Source organism: Mycobacterium sp. NTMscope_MAC_12 (assembly GCF_976985675.1).
In genome coordinates this window covers 2152418-2168450 of sequence record NZ_CDRJYY010000001.1, presented here as the reverse complement: position 1 = coordinate 2168450, position 16033 = coordinate 2152418, and the positions used below count along the sequence as shown (strand labels likewise).

Annotated in this window: 16 protein-coding genes and 1 pseudogene; 2 read left to right on the top strand and 15 right to left on the bottom strand. The window is 67.0% G+C overall.

Annotation, left to right across the window (positions count from 1 at the left end):
- Nucleotide 1: 1 nt before the first annotated feature.
- From AC0KS4_RS09915 to AC0KS4_RS09885, 7 genes are all read right to left on the bottom strand, one after another.
- The gene (locus AC0KS4_RS09915) at nucleotides 2–1069 is read right to left on the bottom strand and encodes an acyl-CoA dehydrogenase family protein (protein WP_238957988.1); all 1068 of its coding nucleotides are present in this window, start codon (nucleotides 1067–1069) and stop codon (nucleotides 2–4) included.
- On the bottom strand, nucleotides 1066–1551 hold the full coding sequence (cynS, locus tag AC0KS4_RS09910) for a cyanase (RefSeq protein ID WP_238957987.1): 486 nt from the start codon (nucleotides 1549–1551) through the stop codon (nucleotides 1066–1068). The genes AC0KS4_RS09915 and cynS overlap by 4 nt, the downstream gene beginning before the upstream one ends.
- A 23-nt stretch (nucleotides 1552–1574) precedes the next feature.
- Nucleotides 1575–2099 (bottom strand): OsmC family protein, encoded by a 525-nt coding sequence (locus AC0KS4_RS09905; protein ID WP_225326786.1) that lies wholly within the window; start codon nucleotides 2097–2099, stop codon nucleotides 1575–1577.
- A 165-nt stretch (nucleotides 2100–2264) separates the two neighbouring features.
- Nucleotides 2265–3584, bottom strand: coding sequence for an iron uptake transporter deferrochelatase/peroxidase subunit (gene efeB, locus AC0KS4_RS09900; RefSeq protein ID WP_225326787.1), 1320 nt, complete (start codon nucleotides 3582–3584; stop codon nucleotides 2265–2267).
- A 2-nt stretch (nucleotides 3585–3586) separates the two neighbouring features.
- On the bottom strand, nucleotides 3587–4765 hold the full coding sequence (efeO, locus tag AC0KS4_RS09895) for an iron uptake system protein EfeO (RefSeq protein ID WP_374109718.1): 1179 nt from the start codon (nucleotides 4763–4765) through the stop codon (nucleotides 3587–3589).
- A 74-nt stretch (nucleotides 4766–4839) separates the two neighbouring features.
- Nucleotides 4840–6411, bottom strand: a complete 1572-nt coding sequence (efeU, locus tag AC0KS4_RS09890) for an iron uptake transporter permease EfeU (RefSeq protein WP_225326789.1) — start codon at nucleotides 6409–6411, stop codon at nucleotides 4840–4842.
- 91 nt (nucleotides 6412–6502) lie between these two features.
- Nucleotides 6503–7336: a DUF3097 family protein gene (locus tag AC0KS4_RS09885; RefSeq protein WP_238957986.1), complete on the bottom strand. Its 834-nt coding sequence runs from the start codon at nucleotides 7334–7336 to the stop codon at nucleotides 6503–6505.
- Between the two features lie 220 nt (nucleotides 7337–7556).
- Between AC0KS4_RS09885 and AC0KS4_RS09880 the strand changes: the two genes are divergently transcribed.
- Nucleotides 7557–7844, top strand: a complete 288-nt coding sequence (locus tag AC0KS4_RS09880; RefSeq protein ID WP_238957985.1) for a DUF3349 domain-containing protein — start codon at nucleotides 7557–7559, stop codon at nucleotides 7842–7844.
- Between the two features lie 15 nt (nucleotides 7845–7859).
- Here AC0KS4_RS09880 and AC0KS4_RS09875 read toward each other — a convergent pair whose 3' ends face one another.
- The 6 genes and pseudogenes from AC0KS4_RS09875 to AC0KS4_RS09850 form a co-directional block, all read right to left on the bottom strand.
- Nucleotides 7860–8825, bottom strand: a complete 966-nt coding sequence (locus tag AC0KS4_RS09875; protein WP_425326372.1) for a patatin-like phospholipase family protein — start codon at nucleotides 8823–8825, stop codon at nucleotides 7860–7862.
- 66 nt (nucleotides 8826–8891) lie between these two features.
- A complete protein-coding gene (locus AC0KS4_RS09870) occupies nucleotides 8892–9962 on the bottom strand; it encodes an ABC transporter ATP-binding protein (protein WP_238957983.1) in 1071 nt (356 codons plus the stop codon).
- Between the two features lie 2 nt (nucleotides 9963–9964).
- Nucleotides 9965–10759, bottom strand: coding sequence for a carbohydrate ABC transporter permease (locus AC0KS4_RS09865; RefSeq protein ID WP_275254811.1), 795 nt, complete (start codon nucleotides 10757–10759; stop codon nucleotides 9965–9967).
- 34 nt (nucleotides 10760–10793) lie between these two features.
- Nucleotides 10794–11743, bottom strand: a pseudogene (locus tag AC0KS4_RS09860) (carbohydrate ABC transporter permease).
- A 15-nt stretch (nucleotides 11744–11758) separates the two neighbouring features.
- Complete coding sequence (locus AC0KS4_RS09855) at nucleotides 11759–13084, bottom strand: ABC transporter substrate-binding protein (RefSeq protein WP_225326796.1); 1326 nt, start codon at nucleotides 13082–13084, stop codon at nucleotides 11759–11761.
- A 12-nt stretch (nucleotides 13085–13096) separates the two neighbouring features.
- Entirely contained in the window at nucleotides 13097–14068 is a 972-nt protein-coding gene (locus tag AC0KS4_RS09850) for a sigma-70 family RNA polymerase sigma factor (RefSeq protein ID WP_238957981.1), read from the bottom strand.
- Nucleotides 14069–14233: 165 nt separating this feature from the next.
- Here AC0KS4_RS09850 and AC0KS4_RS09845 point away from each other — a divergent pair, with 165 nt between their 5' ends.
- Complete coding sequence (locus tag AC0KS4_RS09845) at nucleotides 14234–14584, top strand: DoxX family protein (RefSeq protein ID WP_238957980.1); 351 nt, start codon at nucleotides 14234–14236, stop codon at nucleotides 14582–14584.
- Nucleotides 14585–14595: 11 nt separating this feature from the next.
- Here the strand turns inward: AC0KS4_RS09845 and AC0KS4_RS09840 are convergent, their stop codons facing one another.
- Nucleotides 14596–15396 carry a nuclear transport factor 2 family protein gene (locus tag AC0KS4_RS09840; RefSeq protein ID WP_238957979.1) on the bottom strand — a complete coding sequence of 267 codons (801 nt, stop codon included), beginning with the start codon at nucleotides 15394–15396 and terminating at the stop codon, nucleotides 14596–14598.
- Nucleotides 15396–15956, bottom strand: a complete 561-nt coding sequence (pncA, locus tag AC0KS4_RS09835; protein WP_238957978.1) for a pyrazinamidase PncA — start codon at nucleotides 15954–15956, stop codon at nucleotides 15396–15398. Before pncA ends, AC0KS4_RS09840 begins: the two co-directional genes overlap by 1 nt.
- Between the last annotated feature and the right edge of the window lie 77 nt (nucleotides 15957–16033).

The following is a 16033-nucleotide window of genomic DNA, read 5'->3' as shown; positions in this document are numbered from 1 at the left end:
CTCACGCGCATCGAGCCAACTCCCAGCGCAGTTGGCCTTCGGACGGCGACTGGACGGGGATGAACGCCGCCTCCCGGTAGCGCCGACTCACCGGCGTTCGGCTCGCATACCCCTTGCCGCCGGCGGTTCGGATCTCCAAATCAGCGCTGGCGCTGGCCAGTTCGGCCGCGGCGAGCCGCAGCGACAGCAGCTCCTTCTTGGTGGGCGTCCGGGGACCCCCGACGGCGGCGGCGACATGCGCGAGCGTCGCCTCGGCGTCGGTCAGCTTGTCCGCGACGCGGTCGACGTCGGCACCGAAGACCGAGTTGACGCCGCCGAGGCCCAGCCTTGCCTGCTCAAGCGCCGTCCTGGCCAGCCCCAGACACATCGCCGACTGCAGCACAAGGAAAGTCGGGCGGACCGCCTGCAGGAAGCCCTCGAAATCCCGCGACAGCACCTGACCGTCGGGGACGACTGCGCAGTCCAGGTTCAGATACGACGACGCCGTGCTCCCCATGGCCAGCAGATCGAAGTGCTCACCCAGGAGCACCCCGGGTGTGTCCAATGGCAAGGCGACGATCAATCTTTCGCCGGCATCGGTACGCACCGCCGTCACCATGGTCGAGTCGGGGTACAGGTTGCTGGCCCACCTGATCGGACCGGACACCCGATAGCCGCCGGCCACCGGTGTGGCGGTCAATTCCACGCTGCCGCAACCCGCTGCCTCCTTGAACGCCGCGGCCATGCCGGTGACTCCCAGCACGTTTCCCGACAGCAATGGGCCGACGGCGGTCGCGCTGAACGGGGTTGCGGCGGTGAGTAAATACTCGACCGTCATGCGATGGGCCCATAGCGAGAACCCGGTGCTCATGCAGGTCCCGGAGATCAACCGGATCACCTCGGCCATCGTCGGGAGCCGGCCGTCGGCGTTGCCCGGGGCGCCGAGCCCGAGTAGGCCCGCGTCCCCCAACGCGGTGAAGCTGCGACGGGAATGGCCCTCGCCGCCGTCCAGCGCCGCGGCGTGGGCCCGGATGTCGTCCAACAGGCCGACATCCAGTCGGCTGGCCGCGGGATCCAGGGTCGCCGTCATTGCGCTACCTCCTGAGGCTGCTCGGTGGAGTGTTGCCACGCGTAATCGAGGAACTTGCCGTCGAATGTGACGACCACTCGGTCGCCCTGCGGGTGCGGACGGCGCCGCACGCTGAGCTGAAAGTTGATCGCGCTCATGATGCCGTCCCCGAATTCTTCATGGATGAGTTCTTTGATCGCCGGACCGTAGACGGCCAGCGCCTCGTGGAACCGGTAGATGGTGGGATCTTTCGCTATGGTCGCATCGAATCCCCGGTGCGGCATCATTTGCAGTACGGCCACGGCCTCCTCGTCGAGGTCGAGGAGCGACGCCACTGCCCGGGCGTCGCCGGCCGAGAGCGGATGCTGCCCAAGCAGCGCCGCGACGGTCCACACCGGGTCCTTGCCGATGGTTTCGGCGATCTTTGCCCAGCTGAGTCCTTGTCTGGCGCGGGCCAGCCTGATGGCCGCGCCGAGGTCGGATTTGGTCAATGTATTTGCCATGCTTCGGTTTTGAGACACAATGCTTATCCGGTGCGCAGGGACGATTCGACGCTCACCGGGTTGCGAAACGTGTTCACGACCGGCGACCACGCGATGGCGTTGTCGTGGATCTCCTTGAGCGTGGCTTCGTCGGCATCGCCGGCCAGGCTCACTGTGCAGCGGACCGCGCTGAACCCGAGGCGCTTTCGTTGCGGGGTGTCCCCCACGCCCCACACCGCGGAGATGTCGATGTCGCCTTCCATCTCGACCTCGATTTTGGTGAGGGTCACACCACGGTGTGTGGCGTTGGCCAACAGTCCCACGGACACACATGAGCCCAGCGCGGCCAGGGCGGTCTCGGAGGGATTGGGCGCCGAGTCATCACCCAGCAGCGCGGGCGGCTCCCCCACCAGCATCGGCGCCAGGTCGCGGACATAGGTCATGTTGCGAAACCCCGTCTCACACACCGTCTTGGCTTTGAGCGTCTTCTTGCCGGTCTCGGGGTTGGCCTTGGCGTTACACGACAGCCGGTCAAGGCCTTCGGCGTCGATGACGAGCGCGTCGGTCATGTGTGTTTCTCCGTTTCTCGCTGATTCTGCGGTGTCACGGAGTTAGTGCGCGGCGGGCATCGATGTGTGACGGCGGGTGAGATTGCTTTACCGGCCCGTCACGAAACATCACATGGACGAAACGCGGCGCCGCTCAGCGGCCCCCGACGGGGCGACGATGTTTGCTCAGCCGAACAGGCCTTGGCCGATGTAGTGGCCCTCAGCGGGCGCGGGAGGGACGGCGAAGATTGCTGATCCGATGTGACGGATGTATTCGTTGAGCAGATCGTGGGCACCCAGGCGGTTCTGCAAGCGGATAAAATCTTGCGGATCGTTTTGATACGAGATGAACAGCAGGCCGGCATTGAGTTGGCCGTTGGCGTCGAGACCGTCGGTGTAGTTGTAGGACCGCCGGCGGATCATGATGCCGTCGTTGTTTTCGCGGGCGGCCAGCCCGACGTGCGACATCGGATCGATGAGCGGGTTGCCGTCGGCGCCTTTGGCGGCGAAGTCGGGCGTATCGAATTCGGCCTTTCCGCTCAGCGGCGCCCCTTCGTCCTTGGTGCGGCCGAAGATCCTCTGCTGATTGCCGATCCGGTCGACATCCCATGTCTCCAGCAGCATCCGGATCTTGCGGACCACCTGGTAGGTCCCGCCGTTCATCCAGGGCTGGTCGCTGTTGTCGACCCAGACGAATTTGTCGTACTCCGCGCCTGTGGCGATATTGCGGGTTCCGTCCTTGAATCCCAACAGGTTTCGCGGTGTGTGCTGGCCCGGCCCGGCTGAGGCGCGGCCGAATCCCAGCACCGCCCAGAACGGGGAGACGATGTTGCGGCCGAGCCGGGCCAAGTTGCGCACGGCGTGGTAGCAGACCTGGGGGTCGTCGGCGCACGCCTGCACGGACAGGTCGCCGCCGTGCAGGCGGGGATCGAGGTTGTCCCCGTTGAGCGGCGGCAAATCGGTGAACCCGGCGGGCCGGCGGGCGGCCAGACCGAACCGGTCGCCGAACAGCGCCGGCCCCAATCCGATGGTGACGGTGAGGCCGGCGGGGCTCAGCCCGTAGGCCTCTCCCGTGTCGGCGGGCGGCTGCACGTCGACCTGCGGCTGCACGGTGCCGACCGGCTTGCCCTGCTGCAGGATCGCGGCCGCGGCCGACCATCGCGCCAACAGGGTCTGCAGCTCGGTGCGGCCGGCGCCGGCGGCCAGGGAGAAGGACATGAACATGGCGTAACGCTGCGGCGGGGTGTCGATTCCGCCCTGATGCGCCTGACCGTAGAAGGGGTAACTGCGACGCAGGTCGACGGTGTCGTCGTCGTCGTCGCCGCGCTGTCCGGCCGCCATCGCGTGCCCGGCGAGGCCGCCCCCGACGGCACCGATGGCGGCGCCGCTGAGCCCGGCCAGCATGGCGCCACCGATCGCGCGCCGGCGCGATACCGCGGCCGAGTCCGGCTGCGCGCCAACGTTGTCCGGGCCGTTGCCGGCGAAGCCGGTCCTGTCGTCGGTCACGATCAGCCGCCCGCGACGACTTTTTGGGCGACGGTGGACATGCTCTGATGAAGCGGCTGGATGACCGCGGTCAGCTTCGGCGCGTCGCTGGCCTGCAACGCGGGGGTGTAGGTCCGGTAGCCACCCAGCGCGGTGGGGTCCCGGTACCCGTCCAGGACGGCGAGGACGCTCTGGAACTGCTGGTCGATCAGCTTGACGAGGTTGGCGTCGATCCGTTCCAGACCCGGCCGTAGCGACGCGTACGCCTGCTGGGCGCCTTCGACGTTGCCTGAAAAGTCCACCAGGTCAATGTGACTGAAGGCCTCTTCCTCGCCGGTGATCTTGGTGTTTTGGATCTCTTCGATCAGGTCGCTGGCACCGTTGGCCAAGTCCTCGGGCTTGTACGCCAGGGTGGTGAGGATGCCGTTCAATTTGCCGACATTGTTGACCAATTCGGTGCTGGACGCCTTGGTTGCCGGGGTGATCGCGCCGCCCTGCCAGAGATCACGCTCGATGGCGTGGAAGCCCTTCCACCCGACCTTGGCGTCGACCGGGGTGGACTCCCGCATATCGATCAGATAGTCGAGGTTGCCGGCATTGTCACCGACCGCGAAGCCCGGCAGCACGAAGCCCTCCACGGTGGATTCCGAACGCTCCCAGAACAACCGGGCTTTGGCGTAGGACACCTTCGCGGCGTCGAGGTTGCCCGACTGCACCGCGGCATCGAGGGACTTCACGCCGTCGTTGAGTTGCGCGATCTGGTTGACGATGTAGGCCGCGTAGTCCTTGGTGCCCTGGCTGAGGATGCTGGCCACGGTGCCCGTCGGTGTCGCCGGCGCGGTACCCGTCACCGTCAGGGTCTGGTATTCGGTGCTCGCCCCGGGGCAGTACAGCTGGTAGGCGCCGCCGTCTAGCGTGACGGTGAACGACACCGGGTCCAGGCCGGGTGCGAGGTTCTCCTTCTCGCCGACGATCCGCTGGTCCCTGAGCAATTCGACTTCGTTGATCCCGGGCGCATTCGTGTTGGCCACCGTGAAGGTCACCGGCCCGGCGGGCACGGCGTTGGTGTCCAGCGCGCAGCCGTCCTTGCCGCCGGTATTGGTCATGGTGACCTTGACCGCGTTGGTGCCGCCCGGCCTCGGTTGCGCCGCGGGAGCCGAGTTGGCACTCCGGTGGCTGCACCCGGTCGTAGCCAATAGCATGGCCGCGATCAAAGCCGTTGCGGCCAAACACGTCTCAGAGGACCGCCACCCGGGCCGCGCGGTGCGCTTCACCATCAATCGTTGTCCTCTCTCGGGTGGCCGGCGTGCCGTTGCCGCATCGAGGCTATAGCGCCGAGACCGCAGACCAGGGCGAAACCGCCAAGCACCAGTGGAAGCCAAACATTCCAGAGCTGGCGGTCCCCGCGATTGCGGCCGCGCGCGACGATCTCGGCCGCCGTCGAGTGGTCTTCGGCGCCGGAGGTGGACCAGTCCGTCGCCAGCCCGCCAAGACTGACGGTCTTGGCCCCGGCCAGCCCGCCGCCGGTCAAAATCGCCGTGCGGTTGCTCGTCGCTTGCGCACTCACCACGAAATCGCCCCGCGCGAGCACCGTATACACCGTGGTCGTTGACCATTGACCCTGAAACGGCCCCGGAGTGCGGCCCACCCCGAGTCCCACGGGCAGCCGGCCGCCCGTCATGCTCAGCAACTGCTCCAGCGTGACTTCCGGCGCACCGTCGGCCCCCGCGGCCTCGGAAGCCTGCCATACCTGTACGGGTAAGCCGTCCACGGTTTGATCGTCCGCCGGGACAAGCAGGATGTGTCGGACGGTCGAGGTACCCCGGGGAACCACGGTCAGCTCGCGGCCGTGCGGCCCGGTCGCCATCGACACCGCAGCGGTGTGGCCCGAGCGGTCGGTGACGGTGCGCGCCGGTACGTTCGGCGACGCGCGACCGGCGGGCGTCATGATCGCCAACCCGGCCGCGACGATGAGCAGCAGCGCCGAGGCGGCCGCCAGCAGCCGGCCCCGGGCGCGCGGCGCGGCGGCGAGCCGGGCCGGCCACAGGAACACGATGAGCACCGGCACGGCATACAGCAGCCAGCCCAGCACTTCGATCAGCCGCGGGTCGGCGGGGATGCCGAACACGCCCGCCGTCACCGCGCCCAGGACGGAGTTGCTCGGGATCCACCCGGACAGGTCGAGCACCTGCTGCTGGCCGATGCTCACCCAGCCCGCCTCGTGCGCGGTGCGCAACGCGCCCACCACCAGCCCGGCGGCGATCAGCACCAAAAACACCCCGGTCACCCGGAAGAACCGGCCGAGGTTGAGTCGCACACCACCGAAGTACAGGCCCACGCCGAGCCCGATCGCCGCCGCGATGCCCACGGCGCCGCCGAGCAGGGCGAACCACCGGTTGCCGTGCGACGTCTCGGCGGCGGCCAGCAAGAACACCGACGTCTCGAAGCCCTCTTTGAGGACGGCGAGAAACGCCATGGCGGCCAGGGCCAGCGCGCCGCCACGATTGATCGCCTGCCGGGCCCCGCGCTCGAGTTCGCCCTTGAGCTGCGCGGCGTTGCCGTTCATCCAGATGATCATCGACGTCACGAACACCACGGCGATGGCGTTGATGACGGTCTCCATCATCTCCTGCTGGACCTGCGGCAGGCTCGCGGCGAACAGGTCGAGACCGACACCCATCGCGACGCTGAGCAACACGGCCAGGGCCACGCCGGCGAACATCGGGCGGATCGTCTGGCCGTTGCGCTTGAGGAAGGCGCCGACGATGCTCACGATGAGCGAAGCCTCGAGGCCTTCGCGGAGGCCGATGAGGAACGTGCCTATGAATACGCCGAATACGCCCTGCATGCGCCCTATTTCTGTCCCGCCGATCGGGATTTCGGCTTAGCGTAGCCGACCTAAGAGACGCCCATCGGCCCTGGTCGTTCGGGTGCCGAGGTCAGCCCGTCGGCTGCGTCACGAAGTCGATGAGTTCCTCGACCCGGCTGATCAGCGCCGGCTCCAGGTCGTTCCAGTCGCGCACTCGCGAACGGATATGCCGCCAGGCCCTGGCGATGTCGGCCTGATCGGCGTGGGGCAAGCGAAGCGCCTGGCACGCGCCGTGTTTCCAGTCCACCTGCCGCGGCACGTCCGGCCAGGCGGTCAGCCCCAGCCGCTGCGGCTTCACGGCCTGCCAGATGTCGACGTAGGGGTGACCGACGACGAGGGTGTCGGTACCGCCCGGGCCACGTCGCACCGCGTCGGCGATGCGGGCCTCCTTGGAACCGGTGACGAGGTGGTCGACGAGCACTCCGAGGCGTCGCCCCGGGCCGGGCGCGAACTCGGCGACGATGTCCACCAAATCGTCGACGCCGCCGAGTTGCTCGACGACGACACCTTCGATCTTCAAGTCCTCGCCCCACACCTGTGCGATGAGTTCGGCGTCGTGGCGGCCCTCGACATAGATTCGGCTGGCGCGGGCGACTCGCGCGCGGGCCCCCGGTACTGCGACCGAGCCCGACGCCGTCCTGGTCGGGGCCGCCGGCGCCGCCCGCCGCGGGGCGGTGAGGATGACGGGTCGTCCTTCGAGCAAATACCCAGGGCCCAAAGGAAAGCCGCGCACGTGACCGCGCCGGTCTTCCAGGTCCACCCGGCCGTATTCGACTCGCACCACCGCGCCGACGTAGCCGGTTTCGACGTCCTCGACGACCAGGCCCAATTCGGCCGGGTGTTCGGTCGAGCGGGGCTTGCGCCGTCCCGCGGCCAGCACATCGGTTCCATAGCGATCCACCACGCGGCAATAGTAGAAAGCCTTGTGGCCAAACAGTGTTACGGCACGCCAGGATGGGGCGATGGTCGGCAAGATCACTCTCGGCGCCAGCGCGGGCGAGCCGTAAAAAGCTGCGTTTAACTGTGTGGCGTTACCTGGCTGATGACGTCGCCGATGGTACGTTGCTAGCTAAGGCAAGCACTGCCGCTCATGTGCAACTTGCGGCGGTTAGCGAGGTGGACGTATGGACTTGTCGCATTGGGTGACAAGCATTGTGGCGTTTGTGCGGGCCGGTTACCCCACCGGCATGCCGGCTCCCGGTCACGTGCCACTGGTGGCGTTGACGCGCCGACGACTCTGCAGCCACGACATCACCGCCATTGCAAGCGATCTCATCGCGCGTCGCGTCTGGCCGATCAGCCCCGTTGATATCGGGGTGGAGATCACCCGGATCACCAACCAATTGCCGACGCCGGATGACGTCGAGCGTGTCCGGCGTCGCGTCCATGTGATTCGCTGCTCGCGCGGGTAGCCGGCTTCAGCGCCGTCACGGTGATTTTGGCACCGGGCCGCCGCACGCGGCGAGATAGTCCGCGTAGTTCCAGGTCCGCAGAAACTGTTGGCCCGCTTGCAATCCTCGTTGGTAGAGGGCCTCACGCTGCTGCACGGTGATGTCGAAGTCGATCGGGCTGACTTCGTCGGCGGACACGAAGATGGTGCGCCGGACGGTGCAGGGATCGTCGATGTAGGCGTTGTCCTGGTTACTCACCAGCGTCTCTATCGCGGCGAGCCCCAACGACACCGGACCGTGGACGGGATGCGTGGGCGGGATGCCCGGACGCGCGGACAGCCGGATACCGAATGTGGGCCACCGTGGTTGGGCATCCGGCCGGTCGAACAACTGGACCGGAAAGTCCGATAGCAATCCGCCGTCCACCCACGTCGCGCCGGCGACCCGAACGGGCTCGAACACGTACGGAATGGCCGACGACGCGTGCACCGCGCGCGCCACCGAAAAATCATCGGGGTCGATGCCATACGTGCTGAGGTCCCACGGGATCCGCACCAGCCGGCGCCGCGACAGGTCGCTGGCAGTCACCACGAGGGACCACGCGAACTGTTCGGGCTGTTCCCCCGTGCGCAGATCGCCGAACGTCCGGACGCCCAGATCACCGAGCAGCCCGGCGAGCAACTGTTCGAGGTAGGCGCCCCGATACACACCGTCCGACGTCAGCAAGGACAGCGCCCCGCCGATCAGCGGAACTCGTCCGATCAGATTGCGGTCGAGGAACTTCCGGTAATCGATGGCGCGCATGATGTCGGCCAACCGGCTGATCGGCTCACCGGCGACCTGCAGGGCGGCCACCAGTGAGGCGACGATGGCGCCCGCGCTGCTTCCCGCGACGCGGGGAAACCGGTACCCGGCCTGGTCGAGCGCATCCACCGCTCCCACCAGTCCGATCCCCCGGACACCGCCGCCTTCGCACACCAGGTCGGCACGCACGTCACTCACTACCACCACCCTAACCGGACGGAGCCGGGCTGTGCCTGCACGGCACGCCGAAACCCGGGAGCATGATCAACACAGTCGGCGACCGTCCACGCCGAAGAAGTGCACGTGTCCCGGCTGCGGATGCAGGCGCACCCTGCTGCCTCTCGCCGGCGGATTGCGTCCGTCGGCGCGCGCCACGATCGGCGCCTCGATTACCTTGCCGGAGCCGGTGATTCGCCCGTACAGGTAGGCGTCCGCACCCAGCTCCTCCACCACGTCGACCTCCATCTCGACACCGAGGTCACCCAGCCCGAAATGTTCGGGACGGACCCCGACGACGACCTCGCCTGCGGCACTGGCGATCTCCCGTGGCACCGTGATGGGCCAATCACCCAGCGACACGGTGGAATCCACGATGCGCAGGGTGAACAGATTCATCGCCGGCGACCCGATGAAACCCGCCACGAAGACGTTGTCCGGGTTTCGGTAAAGCTCGCGGGGTGGGGCGAATTGCTGCAGCACGCCGTCGCACAGCACGGCGACGCGGTCACCCATCGTCATCGCCTCGACCTGATCGTGGGTGACGTAGACGGTGGTCGTGCTGAGCCGCCGTTGCAGTGCGGCGATCTGGTTGCGGGTTTGCACCCGCAGTTTGGCGTCCAGATTGGACAGCGGTTCGTCCATCAGGAACACCTGCGGCCGGCGCACGATCGCGCGGCCCATCGCCACTCGCTGGCGCTGTCCGCCGGACAGGTCTTTCGGCTTGCGATCGAGATACGGTTGCAGATCAAGCAATTTCGCCGCGTCCAACACCCGTTCACGGATCTGCGCCTTTGGGGTTTTGGCGATCTTCATGGCGAAGCCCATATTTTCGGCCACCGTCATGTGCGGGTAGAGCGCATAGTTCTGAAAGACCATTGCGACGTCCCGGTTCTTGGGATCGACCTTGGTGACGTCCCTGTCGCCGATCCGGATGCGCCCGGAGTCCACGGTTTCCAGCCCGGCCACCATCCGCAGCGAGGTGGTCTTGCCGCATCCGGAGGGCCCCACCAGCACGACGAACTCGCCGTCGCCGACAACGAGATCCAGGTTGTCCAGGGCCGGGCGATCCGCTCCGGGATAGTGCCGTGTCGCCTGCTCGAAGCTCACCGAGGCCATGATCACCCACCCATTCCCGTGACCGCGATGCCGCGGACGAACGAACGTTGCGCGAACGCGTAGATCACGACCAATGGCAACATGATGAGCAGCGAGGTTGCCATCAAAACCGGCCACCGGGAAACGTACTCACCCTTCATTCGCACCAGCCCCAACGTCAGCGTGGCCAGGCTGTTGCGCTGAATCATCAACAGCGGCCACAGAAAATCGTTCCAGACGTTGACCCAGGTGAGCACCGCGAGCACCATCACCGCCGGCCTGGCGTGCGGCAGCAGGATGCGCCAATAGACCTGCCACGGCGAACAACCGTCGAGTATCGCCGCTTCCTCCAGGTCGGTGGGGAGGGTCCGGAAGAATTGCCGCATCAGGTACGTGCCGAACGCGCTACCGAAGAAGCCGGGCACGATCATCGCCCACGGGGTGTCGACCCATCCCAGGGTCCGCATGACGAGGAACTGCGGGATCACCGTCACCGTCAGCGGCACCATCAACGTGCCCAAATAAACCACGAACAGTGCATCGCGGCCGCGAAAGTCCAGTCGCGCGAAGGCGTATCCGGCCAGTGAGCAAAAGAAGACATGCCCCGCGGTGACACACCCCGCATACAGCACGGTGTTGAAGAACATCCGCCCGAACGGCAGCAACGCAAACACTTCGGTGTAGTTGGACCACCGCGGGTGCGCCGGCAGCAGTGTGGGTTCGCTGACCTCGCCCTCGGTCTTGAGCGAACCCGACAGCGCCCACGCTATCGGAAACAGCGCGCACCAGGCGATGCCGAGCAGGGCCGCATAGACCATGCCGCCACGCAACGCGGTGCGCCTGATGACACCCTCACTTAAGCCCACGCGAAGTCTCCAAAGAACGTCGATGGCTCACTTTCAACTGCACGACGGTCAACACCAGCAGGACGGCGAACATCACCCACGCCAGCGCGGATGCGTACCCGAACTCGAGAAACGAAAACGCGTGCTGGAACAGCATGATGCCCAGGACGTAGGTCGCCGATTCGGGCCCGCCATTGGCGCCGGTGAGGACGTAGACCAGGTCGAACGCCTGAAAGGCGTGGATGACCGAGATGATGACCACAAACGAGATCGACCCCCGGATCAGCGGCACCGTGATCGAGATGAATTGCCTTGTCTCGCTTGCTCCGTCGATGGTGGCGGCCTCGTACACCGTCCCCGGGACGCCCTGCATCGCGGCCAGCAAGACGACGGTGGCAAACGGCACGCTGCGCCATACGCTGACAATGCACAGCGAGACCATGGCCCAGTGGGGCTCGACCAACCATGGGACGGGACCGAGCCCAACCCAGCCGAGCATGATGTTCAGCAAGCCATTGTCGGTATTGAAAACGAACTGCCACACCACCGCCATGACCACCGATGAGATGGCCAATGGGAGGAAGACGATGGTCCGGAAAATACCGATGCCCCTGACTCTCTGGTTCAGCACACCGGCGACGGCCAGACTGATGACAACCGTGGGCACCACCGTCCCAAGGGTGAAGATCACCGTGTTGCGGATCGCGATGACGAACAGCGGATCCGAGGTGAAGAGCTCCCCGAAGTTCTTCAGCCCCACGAACTTCGGCGGTGTGAACACGTCCCAGCGCTGAAAGCTCATGTACAGCGAGAAGCCCAGCGGAAAGAGCATGAACACGGCGACCGCCACCAAGTTTGGGGCGACGAACAGCCGGCCGGCCCAGGCGTGCCGGCGCCACGGGCTCGGGTTTTCCGGGACCCTTCCGCTCGCCTTCCGCGCCGGGGCGGCCGCGCCACCTGAATGCGTCGCGGTCATGGACTGCGCAGCACTTCGTCGACGGAGCGGGACAGGCCGGCCAAGGACGTCGCCGGTTGGCGACCGCGCAGGATCGGGCCAAAGTTGCGGTCCATCAACGCGTTGACCTTCTCCCACACCGGAGTGATCGGCAGTCCTTCCGAGAACGCAGGGCCCTCGGTGAGCACACTGAGATTGCCGATCCGTCGATGGGCATTGGCGAATCCTTCCGATGTCAGAGCCGACCGCAGCACGGGAACGAACAGACAGGATTCACCGATCAACGCCTGCCCGACCGGGCCGGCCGCGAATTTCACGAATTCCCAGGCCTGTTCCTTGCGTGGACTGGTCGACGAGATGCCCAGCCCGGTGGCGCCGATGTCGGAACACGCCGCGCGTCGGTTTGCGCGCGCCGGGCCGACCGGCAACGGCGCGACATCGAAATCGAGGTCCTCGGCGCGGAGGTAGGTCTGGTAGCGCCAGTGCCCGCCCAGCGCGATCGCCGCCCGCCCCACCGCGAACAGGTTGGGGGTGGACATCGACTGCGTCTCCGAATCGTTCGGCGCGACCCTGTGCTCGTTGGCCAGGTCGGCGTAGAACTGCACCGCCTGCTGAAAGGCGTGGTCGTCGAAATTGAGGTGCGTCGGATTCACCCGCGGGTTGGACCACGGGACGCCGTTGTTCATCGCGAACAGCCCCGCCGAGTAGGTCGACACCCAGGTGTTGACGAACCCGTACTGCGCGGCCCGCCCGGATGCGTCGCGCTTGGTCAGCGCCCGTGCGGTGTCCAGGAATTCGGTGAAATCCCAAGGGCGTTGCCATGCGGTGGGCGGGGGCGGCACCCCGGCCTCGGCAAACAGCCGCTTGTTGTAGAACAGGTAGTTGCCCGACCATTGCTCGGGAAGCGCGAACTGCCCTCCGTTGAAGGCGAAGGTTTCGTACAGCGCCGGGATGCTGTCCGCCTTGAGCTGCTGGGCGAACGATTTGTCCCGCGCCAACAGGGGGTTCAGATCCAGCAGCACGCCGCGGTCGGCGAGTTCGGCGTAGGACAGTTCCCATGTCATCAGCACGTCGGGGCATTTGCCGCCGACACAGAACGTCGAAAGCTGTTGCATGACGCCCGGCCCGGACAACACCGCACGCACCTTGATGTCGGGATGGCGGCGCGCAAACTCGTCGACGATGCGCATCCTCGCCTCACGCTCGTCCGGGTTGGCCGCGAAGAAGAAGGTCAGCGCGTCGTCGTCGGGAGCGCAGCCGGCCGACCACGGTGCCAGCGCCACGGCGGACAGCGCGCCGGCGCCCCGCAGCAAGCTGCGCCGTCCGAACGGCTTGTCGAGCATGGCTCTCCCGGTCTAGCCGCGTTCCCGGCCGTTGGCCGGCTCTGTCTGACGTCCTTGGTACCCGACGAGGTTGTGATGTTCCTGGATCGGCCCGCGGGGCAGCGCCAGCGCCGCCCTGCGGATGCGCTCGGCATCGCCGGTGATGTCGATCGTGTGGATGCGATCGTCGGCTCCGATGCCGATCACCAGCAGGATCTGAGCGCGCCCACCGGCGACGATCACGATGCCCGGCGCACCGTCGATGAGCATGACGACCCCGGCGCGCGCCCGCCTGGCGAACCGGCGCGTCTCCTCGGCGACCTGCCTGGCGCCGCGCACCGTGGTGGGCACGTCCGTGGGGACCAGGGCGCGGTCGACCGTGCGCACGACGTCGGGAGCCAGCAGCTCGAGCAGTCCGGCGATGTCGCCACCGCGGGAGGCCGCCAGAAACGCCTCGACCACCTCCAGGTGGCCGGCCGTGCTGCGGGGTTCGGCGACCGGGCCGTCGTGCAGCCGGCCGCGGGCCCGGCTGGCGAGTTTCTTCGCGGCATCCGGGGACCGGTGCAACAACGCGGCGATCGTCTCGAATGGCATGGCGAACACGTCGTGCAGCACGAAAGCGACGCGCTGTGCCGGTGAGAGCCGGTCGAGCACGACGAGCAGCGCGCTGCTCACCGACTCCGCCAGCAGCGCGTCCTCGTCGGCCGGCGCCGACGCCGCCCCAGCCAGCCGGTCCAGCTCGTCGGGTTCGGCGAGGGGTTGCTCGGCCCGGCGCTTGCGCGCCCGCAGCTGGTCCAGCGCCTCACGCGCGGTGATCGTCGTGAACCACCCGGAGAGGTTGTCGATGGCCCCGAAGTCCGCGCGGCTGGCCTTCAGCCAGGCGGACTGCACCGCGTCGTCCGCGTCGGCCACCGAGCCCAGCAGCTGGAACGCGACCGATCGCAGGTGTCGCCGATCGGCGTCGAATCGCTGCGCGAGAGCCGCCAAATCCGTTGTTGCGCTCATGGGTCACCTTTTCTGCACGGGAATCGTCAAGGAGATGACCGCATCCACCGGACTTCCTGTTGCGAAGGAGACCAACACCATGACCTTACCGATTGTGCGCCGCGGCGGGCTGTGTAACCAGGCAATTCGCGGCGGAATTCGCTGCGCGACAAGGGATTGATCCACATGAACACCGCACTTGTCGTGATCGCGCTGTCGACCGCTACCGTCACCGCCGCAATCGCCATCGCCGACTTCGTTCCGGCTCGATTCGTGCTGGCGAACTCCGCCGAGGTCGGGGTGCCACGTTCGTGGTTACCGGCGCTGGGCGCGGTGAAGCTGGCCGGGGCCGCCGGAATCGCGGTCGGACTGCTGGGCCCACGCGAATTGGGAATAGCCGCCGCCACGGGCCTGGTCCTGTTTTTCATCGGTGCGGTATTGACGCACGTGAAGGCGCGCGTCCTGTACAACATCGCGTTCCCCGGGGCCTACTTGTGCCTGTCCGCAACGTCGCTGGCGCTGCTGGTCGCCCGCTGAAAACGGACGGATCAGCCGGGAAAGTACCGGATCCGGTTGATCGCGTTGCCGCGCCAGGCCACGTCGGCGAACATGATGGCACGCCCGTGGCCCGAGTTGATGGAGACCGCGACCGTCGGGCCGGCGCTGCTCATCTTGGTTGCGCCGGCCCCGTCCAGTTGTTCCACGAGTTCGGCCAGCTCGAGGGGGTCACGATCACCCAAAGTTATTGCAGCCTTTGATGACAGCGCCCGCGCCGCGGCGAACGTGTCTCCTTGCGCGGCGGCGGCGAGGAAACTCCGCACGAGCCGTTGGTGGCGGGCGCCCACCCGCCGGAATCCGGCCATGAATCCGGCGGTCCCCCGCCATCCCTGATTGGTCAGCAGTCCTTTCGACAGGTGCAGCGCGGGGCGCACCGCGCCCGGCCCGGTGCGCAGGAACTGCGCCATCATGGCGGGCAGCTCCCAATACGCCCGTAGTTCGCCGATTAGCCACTCGCCGTTGGCTTCTCGGAGGTCGTAGCGCAGGAATGCCGGAATGTACATGGTCACGGCCGGGCCCATGGCCACCTCGAGCTCGAGATCGCGCAGCACCGCCGTGCCGAAGACGATGTCGAGATCGCGATGAAATTTGATGTCACGCGGGCCGATGAAAGTGTCGTAAAAACGCCCGATCTGCTCATGCCCCACGTGGGGCCGCGAACCCACCGGGTCCTCGACCCGGCCGTCGCCGGTGAACAACGCCACCCATCCGGCGCGATCGTGCGCGGCGGCCGCCTGCGGTGAGCGCTCCACCGCCGCGAGCAGACGTTCCCGGTCCAGTGGCACCACCATTACCGTCCCCCCACCAACTCGATGCCAACGGATTCCATCTCCGCCAGCGCCGCGGCGCCCGAATCCGCCGCCGCGGCCGCGGTCAGGTCCACCAGCACCCTGGTCGTCAGACCCGAACGTGCCGCGTCCTCCGCGGTCCGCCGGACGCAATGGTCGGTGGCAATGCCAACCACGTCGACGTCGTCAACCCCGCGCTGCCGCAACCACTCCAGGAGCGGCGTCCCGTTCTCGTCGGTACCTTCAAAGCCGCTGTAGCCCGCGGAGTAGGCGCCTTTGCGAAAGACGGCATCGATGCGCGCGGTGTCCAAGTCGGGGCGAAAGTCCGCGCCCGCGCTCCCGGCGACGCAGTGCGGGGGCCAGGACGAGAAATAGTCCGGCCGGTCGGAGAAATGGTCGCCCGGGTCGACGTGGAAATCCTGGGTTGCCACCACGTAGCGATAGCCCGAATCGCCGGCCAGATAGGCATTGATGGCGGGCGCGAGGGCGGCGCCGCCGGCCACCGGCACGGCGCCGCCCTCGCAGAAGTCGTTTTGCACGTCGACGATGATCAACGCTCGCACGGCCTCCACAGTATCCGGGTGCGCCGCGGCGCCGCCCTAGCTGCGCAAATCGGTGCCACGGTTTGCTCGACAGGCAG